This window comes from Hydrogenophaga sp. (assembly GCF_030656115.1).
Lineage (GTDB): Bacteria > Pseudomonadota > Gammaproteobacteria > Burkholderiales > Burkholderiaceae_C > Hydrogenophaga.
The window spans coordinates 32,064-50,073 of sequence record NZ_JAUSOO010000037.1; the positions used below are offsets into that span (position 1 = coordinate 32,064).

The following is an 18,010-nucleotide window of genomic DNA, read 5'->3' on the forward strand; positions in this document are numbered from 1 at the left end:
CGTACGGCAGGGCCTTTCAGCCTCTCTCGCAGGCAGCTAGGCGCTGGGCGGTAGCGGGATCACAAAGCAGCCGTCCCCCGGCCAATCGGCCCAGCGCAGCCGCTCGGCCACGGGCAACAAGCGCCCGCCCATCTGGGTGCAGGCCGCCTGCGCGGCCGCCGGCGTGGCCCGCAGCAGCACGAAGCGCAGGGTGCGCCCGTCGCGCGTCAGGCGCAGTTCGGCGCGGGGCCAGTGCGACGGCAGGCACGGCACGAAGCGCAGCCCGTCGGCGCGCAGTTGCAAACCCAACAGGGACTCCACCGCCGCGCGGTGCATCCAGCCGGCGGCGCCGGTGTACCAGCTCCAGCCGCCGCGCCCGGCGTAAGGGGGCTGGCTGTACACGTCGGCGGCCATCACATAGGGCTCCAGGCCGTAGGCGGCGCCTCCATCCGCGTGCTGGGCCCGGTGGGCCGGGCTGAGGTAGGTGAAGTAGCGGTAGGGCGTGTCGCCGGCGGCGTGGTCGTGGCCGGGCTCGGTGGGGCCTGGTGCGCGCTCGCGCACCGCCAGGGCGGCGGCGGCCATCAGGGCCCACACGCCTGCGTGGGCGTATTGGCCGCCGTTTTCACGCACCCCCGGCGGGTAGGCCTGGATGTAACCAGCGCTGGGCGTGGCCTGGGCCAGCGGGGGTGCAAGCAACTGGATCAACCCGTTCTGCGCGTCCACCAGGTGGTGTTCAACCGCGTCCATGGCCAGGCGCTGGCGCTCCAGCAGCCGCCTGGAATGCGACATGCCCGACAGCACCGACCAGGCCTGCGCGATCAGGTCGATGCGCGCTTCGGCGTTGCGGTGGGAGCCGAGGGCGCTGCCGCCGTCAAAGTAGGCGCGCGCGTACCAGCCGCCGTCCCAGGCGGTGGTTTGCAGGGCGTCGCCCCAGCACTGCAAAGCAACGTGCCAGCGCGCGGCGCGCAGGTGTTCACCGCGGTGGCGCGCCAGCGGTATCCAGTCGGTGACGATGGCGCACAGAAACCACGCCAGCCACACCGATTCGCCGCGCCCTTCGTGGCCCACGCGGTTCATGCCGTCGTTCCAGTCGCCCGTGCCCATGAGCGGCAGGCCGTGCACGCCCACGGCCAGGCTGCGGTCGATGGTGCGGGCGGCGTGTTCGTACACGCTGGCCGTGGCTTCGCTGGTGCGCGGCGTGTCGTAGGCGTCTTCGGCGCCCTCGGGCACGGGCGGGCCGTCCAGAAAGGGCACGCGGTGGTCCAGCACCGCCGTGTCGCCCGTGACGCGCAGGTAGTGGGCGCAGGCAAAGGGCAGCCACAGCAGGTCGTCTGAGAAATGGGTGCGCACACCGGCGCCGCCAGGGTCGTGCCACCAGTGCTGCACGTCGCCGGCCTCGAACTGGCGCGAGGCGCAGAGCACGATCTGGTCGCGCAAGATGCCGGGCTGCGCCCACACCAGGGCCATGGCGTCTTGCAGCTGGTCGCGAAAGCCGGTGGCGCCGCCGGCCTGGTAGAAGCCGGCCTTGGCCCACAGGCGGCTGGACACGGTCTGGTAGAGCAGCCAGCGGTTGACCAGCGCATCGAGCAGCGGGTCGGGGGTGCTGACCTGGGTGGCGCCCAGCAGCGCGTCCCACTGCGCCCGCACACAGCGCTCGCGCTCGGCTGCGGTGGTGCGCACGGCTTGCAGCGCCAGCGCCTGGGCCTCGGCAGGGCTGGCGGCGTAGCCCAGCAGGAACCGCTGCTCCTGGCTCGCGCCGGGTCGCAGGGTGATCAGGCGGCTGATGGCCGCGCAGGGGTCGAGCCCGTCGCCGCTGCGCTGGCCCAGGTGCTCGGGCAGCACCAGTTGGCCCTGGGGGTCAAAAAAGGCGCCCCGGTCGCAGGTCCAGTCCAGGCCGTCGTTGAGCCCTGGGCTGTCGGCGTCGGGGGACCCATTGGCGGTGTGTGCTCCGGCGGCCACGGCGCAGAAAAAGGCGGTGCCGCCCCCGAAGCCTTGGCCGGCTTCGGTCTGGGTGCACAGCAAGCCCAGCAGGTCGGTGCTGGCGGGGTCGGTGTGGTGGGCCTGGGTGTGCAGCGTGGCGCGGTCGCTGCGCTTCTCGCCCATCATCCATTCCACCAGGCCGGTCAACCGCAGGTAGGCCGTGCGGGTGCCGTGGTTCACCAGCCGCACGCTCACCTGCTTCACGGCGGTGTGGGCGTCCACACACCAGCGCAGTTCCACCGCCAGCGGCCCGTGGCGGTGGCCGATGCGGGTGTAGCCCTGGCCGTGCTCCACCTGGTACACCGCCTGCGGGTGGCCCCAGGCCGAGGGCGCGAGGCTCCAGGCCTCGCCGGTGCGCCGGTCTTGCAGCAAAAACCACTCGGCGGGCGGGTCGGCCACCGGGTCGTTGGACCAGGCGGTGAGCTGGTTCAGCCGGCTGTTCAGGGCCCAGGTGTTGCCGGCACCGCTCTCGGACACCTGCGTGCCCAGGGCGGGGTTGGCGAGCACGTTGATCCAGGGTTTGCCAGGGCGCTGGGCCGGGCCCACGTCAAAACGGAAGGCCCCGCTGTCGGGATCAAAGTGGCCCACGGCGGCGGTGCGGGTGTCTGGCTGGTGGCAGGGCACCCGCACCGCCGCAGCGCCATGCCAGCGCAGCGACGGAGGCCTTTCGTGCTGAGCACACCAGGCGGTGATCTGCGGCAGCAGCGGGTGGCCATCGGTCCTGATCCGCACCCGGGCCAGGGCTTGCAGCGCGCCGAACTGCTCGGAGGACAAGGTGTCTGCCCGCAGCAGGTGCAGGCCGGTCACCGCCGGGCCTTGGCGGCCCAGCTGGTCGTTCGCGTGCTGCGCTTGCAACGCCACCAGTTCGCGCTGCAGGGGCATCAGGTACGAATGGGGTTCGCTGCTGAGCAGCACCAGGTCGCAGGCCACACCGCAGCGCGACCACTCGCGCAGCGCTTGCACCAGCGCGCGCAGCACGGCCAGGCCTTCGGGCACGCCGGCCGTCACCAGCAGCAGCGGTCGGTCGCCCGAGATGCCGAGCGGCCACAGCACGCGGCGGTCGCAGGCCGCGGGGGGCGTGGGCTTGCGGTGGCCCGCAGCCGGCCCCTGCTTGGGCAGGGTGAGCACCATCGCGGTGGTGAGCGCCTGCAGCGCGCACAGGTGGTCCGCATGCAGGCGCTGCGAGGGCGAGGGAATGCCCGCCACCGTGGCCGACATCACCGAGGCCCGCTCCACATAGCTGGGCTGGCGGTACTTGTCGAGCACCGCCATGAGGGTGGCGGCGTCGTCGGAAACGGCGGTGGCGAAGGTGACGCGGGCTTGCGCACCGGGCGCCACGCGCAGCGTCACGCCCAGGGCGGCCACCGGGTCCAGACCGGTGGGCAGCACCCCGGCCGCACCCGGCACCGGCACCAGGTGGGCGCGCGGCTGGCTGGGCGCGTGGTTGCGCCCCAGCCAGGCCAGGCGGTCGGTCTGGCAGCGCAGGCCCAGCACCTCGCCCTCGGTGTCGGCCACAAAATGCACCGCCTGCACGGTGGTTTCGGTGGGCAGGCGCGGGCGGCGTTCAAAGCGCAGCGCCTGCTGCCCGGGCAACCAGTCGGCCTGCACAAACAGGTTGGAAAAAGCCGGGTGGGCCTCGTCGGCGGCGTGGCTGGCCAGCGTCACCTCCCAGCAGGCGATCAACTCCACCTCCACCGCCCGGTCGCTGAGGTTGGTGAACACGAGCTTGCGGAATTCAATGTCGTCTTCGGGGCTCACCCACACGGTGCACAGCGTGTGCTGCTCGGGCCAATGGGCTTCGAAACACACGCGGTCGGTCTGGAACCGGCTCTGGTAGGTGGCGCCGGGGTCGGGCGCCGGGTGGCTGGTGAGCGACACCGGGGTACCGGCCTGCCCCTGGCGCAGGTAGACGAAGTGGCCACAGGCGTCGCGCAGCGCGTCGTCGCGCCAGCGGCTGATGCCGGTGCTGCCCCAGCGGCTCCAGCCCGCGCCGTTGGCCCGCAGCGTGACGCTGTAGCGCCCGTTGGAAAGCAGTTGCGTGGGCTCCAGCGCCTGCGCGCCGGGCACCACGGTGCGGCTGGCTTCGTGGCGGTGCCGGTGCGATATGGGCAGCGGCCGCTGGGGGTGCTCTTGCAGCCGGGGCAGGTCGCGCGGTGCGCGCTCGTGCAGCAGCGCGGCCACGGCTTCGATGCGGGCGTTGGCCGCGCCCCAGCGCTGTGCCACGCCGCCCAGCAACACATTGGCCAGCGCCACGATGCTCATGCCCTGGTGGTGCGCCATGTAGGTGCTCACCAGCGTGAAGCCCTGGCCGTGGCTCTGGCGGGTGTGGGTGTAGTCCAGCGCTTCCACAAAGCCGTAGCGCCCGCGCGCGGCCAGCGCGCTCAGGGCGCGCAGGTTCTGGCACGCCAGAGCGGGGTCGATCTGGGCGGCCAGGGCGGTGGCGTAGGGAGCGATCACGCACTCGGCCGCGGGGGTGGTGCGCAACGCCAGGTTGGGCACGCCCTGCGGTGCGTACTGGTAGGCCAGGGTGTGGTCGCGCCCGGCGTGCGCGCTTTCGGAAATGCCCCAGGGTATGCCGCGCTCGCGCACAAACGCCCGCTGCGCCTGCAGGGCCGAGCGCCCGGCCTCGTGCAACACGCTGCCCTGTGGCTCGGCCAGCACCAGGGTGGGCATGAGGTATTCGAACATCGAGCCCGACCAGGAACGCAGCACCGCCAGGGTGCCGCTGGCAAAAAACGGGCGGCCCAGCGCGCTCCAGTGGCGCACCGGCACATCGCCTTTGGCCATGGCCAGCAGGCTGGTGGTGCGCGACTCGGACGCCAGCAGGTCGTAAAACGAGGTGTCGAGCTGCTGCTCCAGCACCCGGTAACCAATGTGCAGCAGGTGGCGCCGGGGGTGGTACAGAAACCGGAAGTCGGGCGCCCAGGCCAGTTGCTCCAGCGCGTCGGCCATCGCCAGCAAACGCTGGGTGGTCTGCGCGCTCTGCCCGGCATGGGCCGCCAGCGCGTCCAGGCTGGCCGATTGCACGGTGGCGATGTGGTCGCCCAGCAACCAGGCCAGCTCGTCGCAGTCGGTGGGCTCGGTGCCCACCGTGAGCGGGTTGTGCGGCGGCGTCACCGCGTCCAGCTCGCCACGGGCCTGGCGCAGCAGGGTCTGAACGTGCTCAAACGCGGGCGTGCCGGGCACCATGGCGGGGGCCAGGGCCAACAACCGGCCGGTGGCCGACTCAGGACCCGCCCGGTGCAGCAGGCGCGGCAGCAGGCCCACCTGCGGCCGCAGCCGCGCCAGGGAGCACTGCACCGCCCGCTCGTTGGCCAGCGCCGCAAAGGGGTCGCGCGCCAGCGCCGCGCAGGCCTGCGCCACCGCCAGCAGGTGGGCGCTGAGGTTGCCGCTGTCCACGGTGGACACGTAGCGCGGCAGCAGGGGCTGCAGGGTCTGGGTGCCGTACCAGTTCAAAAAATGGCCGTGGTGGCGCTCCATCTGGTGCAGCGTGGCCAGCGTGGCGTCCAGCCGCGCCAGCAGGTCCTGGGTACCGATCCAGCCGAACTGGCGCGCACACGCGGCGCTGAGCAGGTAGAGCCCGATGTTGGTGGGCGAGGTGCGGTGCGCCACCGTCTCAAACGGTACGGTCTGCAGGTTGTCGGGCGGCAGGTGGTTGTTTGGCGCGTCCACGCAGCGCTCGAACAGCCGCCAGGTGTCGCGCGCCACACCGGCGAGCAGGTCGCGGTCGGCGGGGGCCAGCGCCGCACCGGGCTGCGCTGGCCAGGGCCGGTTGGCCAGCCACACCAGCAGCGGTGTGACGGCCCACAACGCGAGCAAAACCAACGCCAGGGCACCGGGCGCGGGGGTGCTCAGGCCCAGCACCAGCAGCAACACCAGCGCGGTCACCGGTGCGCTGCGGTGGCGCACCAGGGTGGCGCGCAGCGCGGTCTTCAGGCTGGCCTGCGCGGCGTCGGCGGTGGTCCATTCGAGCAGGTGGCGCCGGCTCACGGCCAGGCGGTAGAGCGCGCGCACGGCGGCGTCGGTGAACAGCACGGCCTGGCGCGGCAGCAGCGCCAGCTGCCACAAGCCCCCGCCCAGGGCACGCAAACCGTCCAGCGCGCCAGCGCGCACAAAACGCGGCCCCAGCACCTGGGCGCGCGCGGGCACACACCCGGCCAGCGCGCCCATGATCGGACCACCCGCGTAGGCCGCCAGCACCAGCGCCAGGGCGCTCCACAACGGCAGGCCCTGGCCGGCGCTGGCCAGCCCGATCAACAGCAACGAGGCCGGCGCCACCAGCGAGCGGCGCAGGTTGTCCAGCAACTTCCAGCGGTTGATGGGCGTGAGCGGCCAGCGCCGGCGTTGCAGCAGAAACGGCAGCAACTGCCAGTCGCCCCGGGCCCAGCGGTGCAACCGCGCGGCGGCAGCGTCCACATGCTCGGGCTCGGGCTCGATCAGCGTCACGTCGGACACCACGCCACAACGCACCAGCGCGCCTTCGAGCAGGTCGTGGCTGAGCACCTGTTCGGTGGGCAGGCGCGCACCCAGCACGGCGTGCAGCGTGGCCACGTGCAGCAGGCCCTTGCCGGTGAAGCTGCCTTCGCCCAGCAGGTCCTGGTACACGTCGGAGGTGGTGGCGCTGTAGGGGTCGATGCCTTGCTGCCCGGCCATGAGCCACTGCCACGGCGTGGGCCGTGCCTGCGCGGGCAGCGGTGCCACCACGCGCGGCTGCAAGATGCCGTAGCCCTGCACCACGCGCTGGCCGCTGGCGTCCAGCCGGGGCTGGTTTTCAGGGTGCAGGGCCACACCCACCAGCGCGCGCAGGCGCCCGGGGGGCAACTGGGTGTCGCTGTCCAGCGTCAGCAGGTAGCGGGTGTCGGCGGCCATGTGCGAGAGCGCGCCCAGATCCAGAAACGGGCCTGGCGTGTGGCTGACCAGGGCGGCCACCAGCTGCTCCAGCTTGCCGCGCTTGCGCTCCCAGCCGATCCACTGGCGCTGGGTTTCGCTGTAGCTGCGGGCGCGGTGCAACAGCACAAAGCGGGGAGCGTCGCCGGGCAGCGCGGGGTAGCGCTCGTTCAGCGCACTCAGCAGGCTGTGTGCCTGCGCCAGCAGCGCGGCATCGCTGGCTTGCTCGGGGGTGTCGGCGTCGGCCCAGTCGCTCAGCAGGGCGAATTGGGCGCAGGGTTCGGGGTTGGCCAGGTAATGCAGGTGCAGCCGGTGCACCGCTTGCGCGATGGCCTGGGAGTGGCTCAGCAAGGCGGGCACCACCACCATGACGCGGGCCGTGGCCGGTATGCCCTGGGCCAGCGCAAAGCGCGGCAGGTGCACGGGCCGGGCCGACTCGGTGATCAGGCGGTTCACCACCGAGCCTACCGCTTCGGACGCGGGCAGCAGCATCAGCGCGCCCACCAGCAGCCCCAGCCAGGTGCTGGCAGCGGAGAAGGCGGGGTTCGAAGGGTCCACGCGCCAGCCGGCCGCGTGCAGCAGCCCGGCCACCAGCAGCACGGTGCCCAGCGCCAGCGCGCCGAGGTAGCCCGGTGTGCGTCCCCTGCGCACGGCCAGGCGCCAGACACGGGCGGCCACCGATGCGCGGTGCCCCATGCCCAGCGCCTGCTCCAGCGCAGGGCGGCCGTCACCGGCCAGCGCGTGTTGGGCCAGGCCGGCGGGGCCGCTGGCGGCGGTCATGGCGGCGAGCAGCACCCGGGCCACGGTGGCTTCGTCGTGGCCGCTGCGCAGCGCCAGCCGCTCAATGCCGTGCAGCGTGGCGCTGCGGGTGGCGTCGTCTTCGGCCACGAACACGGGCGAGGCCAGCATCACGCGCATCACCCGGCTGGTGCGGGCGATGGTGTCGGGCCAATCGGCGGCCCCGATCAGGCGCAGCGCCGTCACGGCGTTGCCCACGCTCAGGCTGTCGGCCGCCTGGTCGGCGTGCAGCTGCATCTGCAGCGCCGCCCAGTCAGGCAGCGTCTGTTGCAACCAGGCCTGGATGTTCGCCAGCGGGGCCTGCTCGGGCGTGGCGCGCTGGGTGGCAAGCCCTTGCGCCAGGTGCGCCAGAAACACCAGCCCCACGCCACGGCGGTTCATCAGCTTGTGCATGGCCTGCACCGCCTCCAGATCCAGCGTCTGAATGCGCTGGACACACAGCGTGGCCAGCGCGCGTGCGGCTTTGTGGCTGGCCAACCGGTCGGCCAGGCGCCGCAGGTTTTCCACCAGCACCACGCGCAAGGTGGTGGGCAGCGCCCACAGCTCGCCCTGGGTCAGGGCGCGCTCGTCCTGGTAGGCGTTCAGAAAATGGATCAGCAGGGCTTCGTCGAACGCGCTGTCGGTGTGGGCCACAAAGGCCCAGGCCACGCCGTAAATGCGCGGCAAGCCCACCAGGGGCGCGTCTTGCAGCACCGGCAAGCTGGCGTAGTAGCGGGCGGGCAGACCTTCGTGGATTTCCCGCAACTGGTCTTCAATCAGGTGGAAGTTGTCCAGCAGCCACTCGGCCGCCGGGCTGAGGTCGTGCCCGTCGTCGGCCTGTGCGGCGATGTAGCGAAACGAGGCGCGCAGCGTGCGGATGTTGCTTTGCAGGCGGGGGTAAAAGGTGGCCCGGCCAAAGGCCGCCTTGCCGGCGTGCTGCGACAGCGCCAGGCAACGGCCGTGCGCCTCCAGTCGGGTGGGGCCCAGAATTTCAGCCCGGATCGGGTCCAGCGCAGAGCCTTGCCGCGCATCCAGCATGCGCTCGATCTGCTGCGGAACCCAAGCCCAGCGGGCGCGCAACAGATCAACGGCCATGCGTTACAGCGCCATCAGAGAAGCACCCACCAGCAGCGTGACCACCAAGGCGGCGGTGACAAAGCGCCCGGCCACCAGACGGCGCAGGGAGCCAGCCCCGTTTTCCAGGCGCTGCAGGCGGCCCCGCTGCGCGCTGCACTGCGCCAGGTGGTCGCCCAGCGCGGCATGCTGGGGCGCTGCGGCATCGGCCGGGCAGCCCAACGACGAGGTGACCCAGTGGGGCGCAAGTGAGGCGTATTTGGACATGGTGGGCTCCGGTGGCAGCCGGCAGGCAAGCCAGCAGGCGGGTGAAAACAGCAGGCTTGTTTATAGCGGCGGGCTCGGTGGGCGTCTGTTCGCTGACGAACATTCGCACCCGACGCCGGCCCCGCGACCCAGGGCGTGCACGGCCGGTGTGCGCGCCAGCGAACAGACGGGGTGCAGCGGGCCACGTAAGGTGGGTTTCCACCCGGTTTTGGGTGCAGGGGCCCAGCGCCCCCAGCACCCAACCCCACGCACCACCCCGCTGCCACGCTCAGGAACCCCATGCACCACACCCCCACCCGTTTCCCCTGGACCCTCAGCCTCACCGCCGTGGCGGTGCTGGCCCTGGCCGGCTGCGCCGCGCCCTACCCGGTGTACGACCAGCCGGTGGTGCAGGCCGCACCGGCACGGGTCTACACCCACCCCAGCCAGCCGGCACCCGCACGCGACTACCGCCGCCGCAACAACGAGCCGCTCTACCAGGCCGACGTAACGTCGGTGCGCGCCGTGATGGGTGCGCCCGAACAGCGTTGCTGGATCGAGCGCGAAGCCGTGCCGGAGCGGCCCGCGGCGAACGTGCCGGGGGCACTGATCGGCGCGCTGATCGGCGGCGTGCTGGGCCACCAGGTGGGCGGCGGCAGCGGGCGCGACCTGGCCACCGTGGGCGGTGCGGTGGCGGGTGCCGCCATCGGCTCCAGCGTGGGCACCGACCGCTACGGCAACACCGTGGGCACGCAAGATGTGCAACGCTGCACGCCAGAAACCGGCCGCAGCACGCCCGCTTACTGGGACGTGACCTACACCTTCCGGGGCATCAGCCACCGCGCGCAGACGACCTCGGCACCGGGACGCACCATCACCGTGAACAGCGCGGGCGAACCCCGCACCTGAGCGGCTGACATATTCATGGCCTATGCTGCGTGGGCCCACCCCTGTGCGGGTGGCCCACGCGGCTTTTTTCGTCTCCCTGTTTTTCAGGAAACACAACATGCTCAAGAACAAAGTGGTTTTGATCACCGGTGCCGCCTCCGGCATTGGCCGTGCCGTGGCGCTGGCCTGTGCGCGCGAAGGGGCGTCGGTGCTGGTGTCCGACCGCGACGACGCCGGCCTGCAAGAAACCGCCGCTCTGGTGCGTACCGAGGGCTGCGAAGCCCTGGCCGTGACCGCCGACGTGGGCAACCCCGCCGACTGCCAGAACCTGGTGGACCGCTGCTGTGCCCACTTTGGGCGGCTCGATGTGGCGGTGAACAACGCCGGCATTGGCGGCCCCAGCGCGCGCACCGCCGACTACCCGCTGGACGGCTGGGCGCAGGTGATCCAGGTCAACCTCTCGGGCGTGTTCTACGGCATGAAGTACCAGATCGAGGCGATGCTGCGCACCGGCGGCGGCGCCATCGTGAACGTGGCGTCCATCCTGGGCGCGGTGGGCTTTGCGTCGGCACCGGCCTACGCGGCGGCCAAACACGGCGTGGTGGGCCTCACGCAAACCGCCGCGCTGGAATACGGCGCCGAGGGTGTGCGCATCAACGCGGTGGGGCCGGGCTTCATCCGCACGCCCATGATTGCCGCGCTGGACGAAGACCCGGCGGTGCACGGCATGCTGGTGGCGGCCCACCCCATGGGGCGGCTGGGCGAGTCGGAAGAGGTGGCCGAGTTGGTGGTGTGGCTGGCCTCGCCCCGGGCCTCGTTCGTGACCGGGGCTTATTACCCGGTGGACGGCGGCTACCTGGCGCGCTGAGCGGCTCAACCCCTCAGCGGCTCAGCCCAGAATCTCGACCCCGAAGCCCCGGTAGCCGACAAAGTTGCAGGCGCCATCGAACATGGGCGTGCCGCTGACGCGGTATTCCTTGTGCAGACCGTCGGCACACCGGCGGCTCAGGCGCACGTCCAGAAACGGCGTGCGCGCACTGATGCGGGCCTGCAGCGCCTGGCGCTGCGCCTCGTCCCAGCCGTCGTCGGCAGGCGCCACGGCATCGTCGGCCAGTGCGTCCACGCGGATGCCCAGCATCTCCAGCACCGGGCCCGACACCTTGGTGAAGTGCCCTTCGCGGTCTTGCTCCCAATACCAGTCGGTGGCCAGCTCGGTCAGGCTGCGGTAGCGCGCTTCGCTCTCGCGCAGTTCGGCGGTGCGCTCCAGCACCTCGGCTTCCAGCAGTTTGTTCTGGTGGGCCAGACGCTGGTAGAGCAGGCGCACCTCCACCAGGTTGTGAATGCGCGTCTTCACCTCCACCAGGTCAAACGGCTTGCTCACAAAGTCTTTGGCACCGGCCTGCAGCGCACGCAGTTTGTGGCCCGGCTGGGCCGTGATCACCAGCACCGGCAGGTAGTCGTTGGCGTTGTTGGCTTTCAGGCCTTCCATCACCTGAAAACCGTCCATCACCGGCATCTGCAGGTCCAGCAAGATCAGGTCAAACGGCTGGCGGCGGTGCATGGCGCACACGGTGGTCGGGTCCTGTGTGCTGAACACCTGGGTGTAGCCCGCCGCCGCCAGCATGTCTTCGAGCAGGAGCACATTGGCGGCCTGGTCGTCAACGATGAGAATGCGGGCGCTGAGCAGGTCGTGGGCGGCAAGGGTCATGCGGGTTCCTGGGTCGGTGCCGGTTCGTGACCGGTCTGTGCAAAGGCCAAGGCTTGGTCCAGCGCTTCCATGAACTGGTTGACCTTGATCGGTTTGGTGATGTAGTTGAAAAACCCGGCGGCCAGGCCGCGCTCGATGTCGCGCGGCACCGCGTTGGCGCTCAGCGCAATGATGGGAATGTGGGCGGTGGTCGGGTCGGCGCGCAAAATCCTCAGCGCCTCCACACCGCTGATGCCGGGCAGGTTGATGTCCATCAAAATCACCTCGGGCTGGTAGACCCGGGCAAATTCAATGCCCACGCTGGCGTCGGCCGCGCCCAGCAGGCGCAGGTCGGTGCGCCGGGCCACGATCAGCTCCACCAGCTCCAGGTTGGCCGGGTTGTCTTCCACGTAGAGCACGGTGTGTTGCGGGGCGCCCTGAGGCACCTCGGCGCGGGTGGACTCCAGGGCCAGGGGGTCGCTGGCCAGCGGTTGCGCGGCCATGCACAGCGGCATGTCCACCCAGAACACGCTGCCCACGCCGGGCGTGCTCTCCACCCCAATGACCCCACCCATCAGCTCCACCAGGCGCTTGGTGACCACCAGGCCAATGCCGGTGCCCTCTTCGCCGCCGGACTCCTGGCCCAGCCGGTTGAAGGGCTGGAACAGTTGCCCCTGTTGCTCGGCGCTGAGACCGGGGCCGGTGTCGCGCACGCTGATGCGCACCCGCTCGGGCGCGCTCAGGGCACAAGCCACGGTCACGTGCCCGCCCGGGTGGTTGTATTTGATGGCGTTGAACAGCAGGTTGATCAGCACCTGCTTGAGGCGCGTGCGGTCGGCCTTCACAAAATGGCGCATTTCCAGACGCGAAAACACCATGCCGATGCTGCGCTGGCGGGCCTGGTCTTCCACCATGGCGCGGCATTCCTGCAGCACCTCGGCCAGCGACACCGGTTCGCCCGAGAGGCTCAGCGTGCCCGACTCGATCAGGGTCAGGTCCAGAATCTCGTTGATCAGCTCCAGCAGGTACCAGCCGGCTTTCAGAATTTGTTTGATGCCGCGCTTTTGCGTGGGCGTGGGCGCGGGCGTACCCGACTCGACCAACTGCGCAAAACCCAGAATCGCGTTGAGCGGCGTGCGCAGCTCGTGGCTCATGCTGGAGATGAAGTCGGTCTTGGCGCGGTTGGCTTTTTCGGCGGCGTCCAGGGCTTCGTTGAGCTGCAGCTCCACCCCTTTGCGCACCGAGTTGTCGGTACCGATCAGCAGGTAACCAATGAGTTCGCCGTGGTCGTCGCGCAGCGCGGTGATGGACACGATGGCCGGGAACGAGCTGCCGTCTTTGCAGATGTAGGTCAGCTCGTAAATGTCTTCCATGCCGCGCGAGGCTTTGAAGGCCAGCGCCTCAAAGCCGGGCGCAATCGGCGTGTCCAGCTCCTGGCTCAGCTGCAGCGCGCGGGCCCGCACCTCTTCGGGATCGTGCATGTCGCTGGGGCGGATCTGGTTGACCACCTCGTCGGCCCGGTAGCCCAGCATGTGCTCGGCACCCACGTTGAAGAGCTGGATGATGCCCTTCTCGTCGGTCGCAATGATCGAGAAGTTGGCGCTGGTCAGGATCGCGTTTTGCAACGCGCCCGCTTTCAGCAGGGCGTTGCGCCGGTCTTGCTCGGTGGTGTCGCGTGGACCGTCGGCGCCGAGACGCGGGGGGTTTTCGTGCATCGTGTGTGGGGTTTGAGGTCAGCGCCCAGATCCGTGCGCAGCCTGCTACCGTACATTGGGCCCGTGTGCGGCGTCTGTGCGCCAACCCACACAACAGGTTACAAAAAATTCAGAACGGCTTGCGCCCGCTGATCACGCGCAACAGGACCACCACCACGGCAATGACCAGCAGCACATGGATGAAGCCGCCCAAGGTGGTCGAGGTGACAAGGCCCAGCAACCACAAGATGAGCAGCACGACGGCGAGGGTGTAAAGCATGGGATGGCTCCAGGGTCAGGTGGGGGGAGATGAAGGCGGGGTGCGCTGGCGCCAGCGCGCCCAGAACACCGTGGTCACCGCGAGTGCCGCCGCGACCAACACGGTTTTGGGGTGGCGGCGCAGCACCGACGCTGCCGTGCCCAGCACCAGCACCTGCAAGGCCGGCGCCGTGCCACCGGGGGCGGGGCGCAGCCAGGCGCGCGCCAGCGCACCCAGGGCCAGCACAGCCAGCGGGTGGTGGCGCCAGCGGTTGAGCACAGGCAGGGCGGCCAGCGCCTCCCAACCCGCGCCGGGTGCGGTGCGGGTGGCACGGTCGTGGTCCAGCCAGCTGGCCAGTTGCGCGCGGCTCAGGGCCAGACGTTCGCTGGCGCTGAGCGCCACCGGGGCGGGCCAGACGGCAGGCGCGTGCAATGCTGGCGCGGCGGCTTCGGTGGCGGGCGTGTGCGGCGCCGTGCTCATGGTGTGCCCGTGCGGCGCAGCAAGGCGGCGTCTTCGGCCAGTTGCAGGCGCAGCACGGCGAACGGTTCACCCGGGTGGCGGTTTTGCCCCAGCCACAGGCTGCCAGCGCCCAGCAGCGCGGGCACCAGCGGCGTGAGCAGCAGCGGCCAGGGGTTGCGCGTGGCCGCCTCGGGCAGCGCGGCCCACAGCATCACCGCCACACCCGCCAGCACCGCAGCGACCGCCAGGCAGGCCGCACCGGCCAGCAAAAATGCCGCCCGCTTCTGCCAGCGGGCGCTGCTGGCCGCGAGGGCTTCAGACAGCAGGCTGGCGTAGCCCGCAGCATGCTCGGCCAGCAATTGGGGCTGCGCCGCAGCCAGACGAAACACCGGGTGGATCATGCGCGCGGACTCCAGCGCTCAGCGACCCGGGCCGCTGTGCTTGCTCAGCAAGGCCACCAGGCCCATGAGGGCCGCGCCCACGGCAGCAGCCATCAGCACCGACTTGATCGGCTCGTGCTGGATGTAGTGGGTGGTGGTGTCTTTGGCGTGCAGCGAACGCTCGCGCAGCTGGTCGGCACCGTCGCGCACGGCGTCCATGCCGCGGTGGGCCAGCGTCTCGGTGTCGTGGGCGAACTGCTTGAGCGCGGCGCTGGTGTGCGAGCGGGCGTCTTCCAGGCTGTCCAGGCCTTGCTGGGCCGCACGCTCGGTGCTGTGGGCCACCGAACGGGCCAGGGCGGTGGCGTCGTCGCTCAGATTTTGAATGGGGTTGCTCATGGAAAGCTTTCGAAAAAAAGGAAGCAGTGGCACCGCAAAGCAGCGCCACCGCCGGTTGTTTTGTTATTTCTTGGTGTCCACCTGGTTGCCAATGAGGCCACCAATGGCCGCACCGCCCAGGGTGCCGATGGTGCTGCCACCGGTCAGCACAGCGCCACCGACGGCACCAGCGCCGGCACCGATGGCCGTGTTCTGGTCCTGGCGCGACATGTTGCCGCAGGCACCCAGGCTGGCAGCCAGGGTCAGCGCGGCGGCCAGGGCCAGGCCGCGAGACAGGCGTTGCGTGTGTTGTGTGTTCATGGAGAAACCTCTGAGCAATAGGGGAGCTGAAACCGTGCGGCACCGGTTCGGGCGCCGCCTGGGGCCGCTTACTTCAGGCGCATGTCGTTCTTGACCGAACGCACACCGCTCACGGCCTGCGTCACGACCACGGCCTTGTTGATGTCGGCCTGGCTGTTCACAAAGCCGCTCAGCTGCACAGCGCCTTTGAAGGTTTCGACGTTGATCTCGGCCGACTTCAGGGTGGGCTCGTTGAAAATCGCGGCCTTCACCTTGGCGGTGATGGCGGTGTCGTCCATGTACTGGCCGGTGCTTTCCTGCGTGGCGCTGGAGGCGCAGCCACCCAGCGTGGTGAAGGCAGCAGCGGCGAGCAAGAGAATGGAGAAACGGTGGTTGATGCGCATGGTGAACTTTCTTGGGGAGTTGAACGGACGGTGCGGCCCAAGGCAACACCGCTTGGCGAACCGGTTCAGTGTCCAGCGCCAATGGGCCAACAGTAGGGCTTGGGGCGCGGCGCGTCTGTGCGCTGGCGCACGTTGGTTGTGCGGTGCGGTCCCCGCCAGCGTGCCCGATCAAGGCGCAACGCACCGCCACAGCGCGGGCCAGTGCAGCGCCTTTGCAACGCAGAGCGGCTGCGTTTGGGGGGGGTGAGCAGGTAGGCGCGAAAGACGCTCAGCGCCCCGATCCGCCCATGCCCTGGCCCAAACGCTCGCTCATCCAGCGCAGCAGGTCGATCCACATCTGGCGCATTTCGGCGTCTGACGGCGTGACCAGCGCGCTGGTGAGTTCAATGGTGACCACCGGCATGCCTTTGTGCACGCCACCGTAGTTGCCCAGACTGCCCGGAAAAATGCCCACCTGGTCGAGGTACAGCCGGCCCAGCTGGGGTGGCGGCACGCCGGGGCCGTCAAAGTCGAGCATGCCATAGGGCGCATGGATGCTGACGATCAAATCGGGTTGAAAGCGTTGCATCTCGTCGTGCAGGTATTTCGATTCGGGCTCCGAGAGTGGGCTGGGACCGGGCCAGCGGCGCGGGTCTTTTTTGGTGCGTTGCTCCCAGTACACCTTGGCATCGCGCGCCCAGTTGGGTGTGGGAAAGTTGCGGTTCAGGTCCACGCCGCGGGCGTTCATGCGCCGGGCCGGGCGGGCCATCAGGCCGTCGGGGTTGAGCGCGGGAATGAAGCGCCAGTGCGCGTTGGACGGTGTTTCGGTGGCGCGCTGAATCCAGTGCAGCGCCAGCGAGGCCGACGACAGCTCGTCGCCGTGCATGGCACCCACCACCAGCACGCGCAGCTTGGCATCGGACGCCACCACGTCGCGGTGGTACAGGGTGCGGCCCTGCACCGAACGGCCCACGGTGGGCTTGAGCTGGGCCGCTGTGCACAAAGACGCCGTCACATGGGGCAAGCGGGCCACCCACTCGCGGCACGGGCCGCTGCCCGGCACATCGGCCAAAGGATGGCCGGGCCCACGGGGCATGGGCGACAGGGCCAGGGCCGGTGTCAGCCAGGCCAGGGCCAGGGCCCACAGCGCCAGGCGCCAGGGAAATCGGGGCATGAAAGTTCCAAACATGCCGGCATTCTAGGAGCCCGCCTGGGCAGCGTTTTTTCGCGAACCCGACACAGAGTGAGCCATCAACCGCTGGCTCAGAGTCGGTGAGTTTTTCAGGCGTGCCTCATCCAGGCGTACAGCGCAGCCATTGCCGGGCTGGGGCTTGCGGCCCCAGGGGACCGGAGCTGCCACCGCAACCGCTTCAAGCGTCTTTCTCGCCCGCCTCGTACAGCGTCTCGCGGCCCATGCGGTCCAGAATCAGCTCGGCCGTCCAGGGCAGCATGAGGGCGCCGCAGCGGCTGTCGCGGTACAGGCGCTCCAGCGGCAGGTGCTTGAGCATGCTCTGGCCGCCGCAGGTGCGGATGGCCAGGCGGGCGATGTCGTTGGCGCCTTCCATGACGCTGTAGTGCGCGGCGTACAGGCGCAGCTTTTCGTCTTTGCTGGGGTTGGGCTTGGCCTCGGCAATGGCGCGGGCAAAGATGCTCTTCATGTTCTCCAGCTGGATGCGCATTTGCGCCACCGTGATCTGTTTGGTGGGGAACTGGCGGCGCTTGATGGGCGGCTCGCCCTCCACTTCACCGCGCAGGTACTTCACGGTGAAGTCGTAGGCCGCGTTGGCCAGGCCCAGGTAGGTGGGCGAGAGCGTGAAGAACATGGCGGGCCAGGTTTGCGCGCCTTTGAAATAGATGCCGCGCGGCATGAGCTGTTCGGCGTCGCTCACGAACACGTCTTTGAACGCCAGGTTGCGGCTCACCGTGCCGCGCATGCCCAGCGGGTCCCAGTCGCCGCTGATGCTGAAACCGGCCGCCGTGGCGGGCACGCTGATGTAGAGCGTATCGCGCGCGTCGGGGTGCTGGTCGCCCTTGTCTTCGGTGCAGAGCACGCCGTAATAGTCGGCCGCGCCGGAGAGGCTGGCCCAGATTTTCCGGCCGTTGACGAGCCAGCCACCGTCCACTTTTTTGGCGGTGGTGCCGAAGGGCGCGCGCCCGGCGGCGGCGGCCGTGCCTTCGCTGAAGGGCTGGGCGTAGATGGCGCCGTCGTTCACGATGCGCTTGAAATGCAGTTCGCGCCGGGCCAGGTGCTCAGTGCGCTGCTCGTCGGTCATGTCAATGCCGTCGGCCAGCACACCGGTCCATAGGGTGCTGCAGATGTGCATGTTCCAGGTGAGCGCGGTGGCGCCGCAGAAGCGGCCGATTTCGGCGGCCACCATCATGTAGGTGGTGTAGTCGGCGCCCAGGCCGCCGTGGGCGGTGGGCACGCAGAGTTTCAGAAAACCGGCGTCGCGCAGGTCGTCGTAGTTGGCGAACGGAAAGCTGGCCTCGCGGTCCCACTGCGGGGCGCGGGCGGCAAACTGGTCGCGACCCAGGGCGTGCGCCTGGGCCAACAGCTCGCGTTGCAGCGGGGTGAAGGGCATGTCGCCCACGGCGGGGGTGAAGTCCAGGCCGGTGGTCGGGTTGATGGGCTGGTTCATGGG

14 protein-coding genes are annotated in these 18,010 nt (G+C 70.0%); 2 read left to right on the plus strand and 12 right to left on the minus strand.

From position 1 onward, the window contains the following. Positions 1 to 36 precede the first annotated feature (36 nt). Both Q7J58_RS04585 and Q7J58_RS04590 read right to left on the minus strand, forming a co-directional pair. Positions 37 to 8,718 carry a glucoamylase family protein gene (locus Q7J58_RS04585; RefSeq protein WP_304824071.1) on the minus strand — a complete coding sequence of 2,894 codons (8,682 nt, stop codon included), beginning with the start codon at positions 8,716 to 8,718 and terminating at the stop codon, positions 37 to 39. Positions 8,719 to 8,721: 3 nt separating this feature from the next. After that, positions 8,722 to 8,964 (minus strand): hypothetical protein, encoded by a 243-nt coding sequence (locus Q7J58_RS04590; RefSeq protein ID WP_304824074.1) that lies wholly within the window; start codon positions 8,962 to 8,964, stop codon positions 8,722 to 8,724. A gap of 279 nt (positions 8,965 to 9,243) precedes the next feature. On the opposite strand from Q7J58_RS04590, the gene Q7J58_RS04595 reads away from it, so the two are divergent. Then, complete coding sequence (locus Q7J58_RS04595) at positions 9,244 to 9,852, plus strand: glycine zipper 2TM domain-containing protein (RefSeq protein WP_304824077.1); 609 nt, start codon at positions 9,244 to 9,246, stop codon at positions 9,850 to 9,852. A 97-nt stretch (positions 9,853 to 9,949) separates the two neighbouring features. Then, positions 9,950 to 10,699, plus strand: a complete 750-nt coding sequence (locus Q7J58_RS04600) for an SDR family oxidoreductase (RefSeq protein WP_304824080.1) — start codon at positions 9,950 to 9,952, stop codon at positions 10,697 to 10,699. A gap of 21 nt (positions 10,700 to 10,720) precedes the next feature. Here the strand turns inward: Q7J58_RS04600 and Q7J58_RS04605 are convergent, their stop codons facing one another. The 10 genes from Q7J58_RS04605 to Q7J58_RS04650 all read right to left on the minus strand — a co-directional run bounded on the left by Q7J58_RS04605 (position 10,721) and on the right by Q7J58_RS04650 (position 18,007). Further along, positions 10,721 to 11,539, minus strand: a complete 819-nt coding sequence (locus Q7J58_RS04605) for a response regulator (RefSeq protein WP_304824083.1) — start codon at positions 11,537 to 11,539, stop codon at positions 10,721 to 10,723. After that, positions 11,536 to 13,233, minus strand: coding sequence for an ATP-binding protein (locus Q7J58_RS04610; RefSeq protein ID WP_304824086.1), 1,698 nt, complete (start codon positions 13,231 to 13,233; stop codon positions 11,536 to 11,538). The genes Q7J58_RS04605 and Q7J58_RS04610 overlap by 4 nt, the downstream gene beginning before the upstream one ends. A 109-nt stretch (positions 13,234 to 13,342) precedes the next feature. Continuing rightward, complete coding sequence (locus tag Q7J58_RS04615) at positions 13,343 to 13,492, minus strand: lmo0937 family membrane protein (protein WP_304824089.1); 150 nt, start codon at positions 13,490 to 13,492, stop codon at positions 13,343 to 13,345. Between the two features lie 15 nt (positions 13,493 to 13,507). Beyond that, positions 13,508 to 13,951: a hypothetical protein gene (locus tag Q7J58_RS04620; protein ID WP_304824091.1), complete on the minus strand. Its 444-nt coding sequence runs from the start codon at positions 13,949 to 13,951 to the stop codon at positions 13,508 to 13,510. Further along, positions 13,948 to 14,331: a hypothetical protein gene (locus Q7J58_RS04625; protein WP_304824094.1), complete on the minus strand. Its 384-nt coding sequence runs from the start codon at positions 14,329 to 14,331 to the stop codon at positions 13,948 to 13,950. The genes Q7J58_RS04620 and Q7J58_RS04625 overlap by 4 nt, the downstream gene beginning before the upstream one ends. Before the next feature lie 18 nt (positions 14,332 to 14,349). Continuing rightward, positions 14,350 to 14,706 carry a hypothetical protein gene (locus Q7J58_RS04630; RefSeq protein WP_304824097.1) on the minus strand — a complete coding sequence of 119 codons (357 nt, stop codon included), beginning with the start codon at positions 14,704 to 14,706 and terminating at the stop codon, positions 14,350 to 14,352. Positions 14,707 to 14,769: 63 nt separating this feature from the next. Further along, complete coding sequence (locus tag Q7J58_RS04635) at positions 14,770 to 15,006, minus strand: glycine zipper 2TM domain-containing protein (protein ID WP_304824100.1); 237 nt, start codon at positions 15,004 to 15,006, stop codon at positions 14,770 to 14,772. A gap of 68 nt (positions 15,007 to 15,074) precedes the next feature. Then, positions 15,075 to 15,389, minus strand: coding sequence for a BON domain-containing protein (locus Q7J58_RS04640; protein WP_304824103.1), 315 nt, complete (start codon positions 15,387 to 15,389; stop codon positions 15,075 to 15,077). A gap of 268 nt (positions 15,390 to 15,657) precedes the next feature. Next, a complete protein-coding gene (locus Q7J58_RS04645; RefSeq protein WP_304824106.1) occupies positions 15,658 to 16,542 on the minus strand; it encodes a M14 family zinc carboxypeptidase in 885 nt (294 codons plus the stop codon). 196 nt (positions 16,543 to 16,738) lie between these two features. After that, the gene (locus tag Q7J58_RS04650; protein WP_304824109.1) at positions 16,739 to 18,007 is read right to left on the minus strand and encodes an acyl-CoA dehydrogenase family protein; all 1,269 of its coding nucleotides are present in this window, start codon (positions 18,005 to 18,007) and stop codon (positions 16,739 to 16,741) included. Between the last annotated feature and the right edge of the window lie 3 nt (positions 18,008 to 18,010).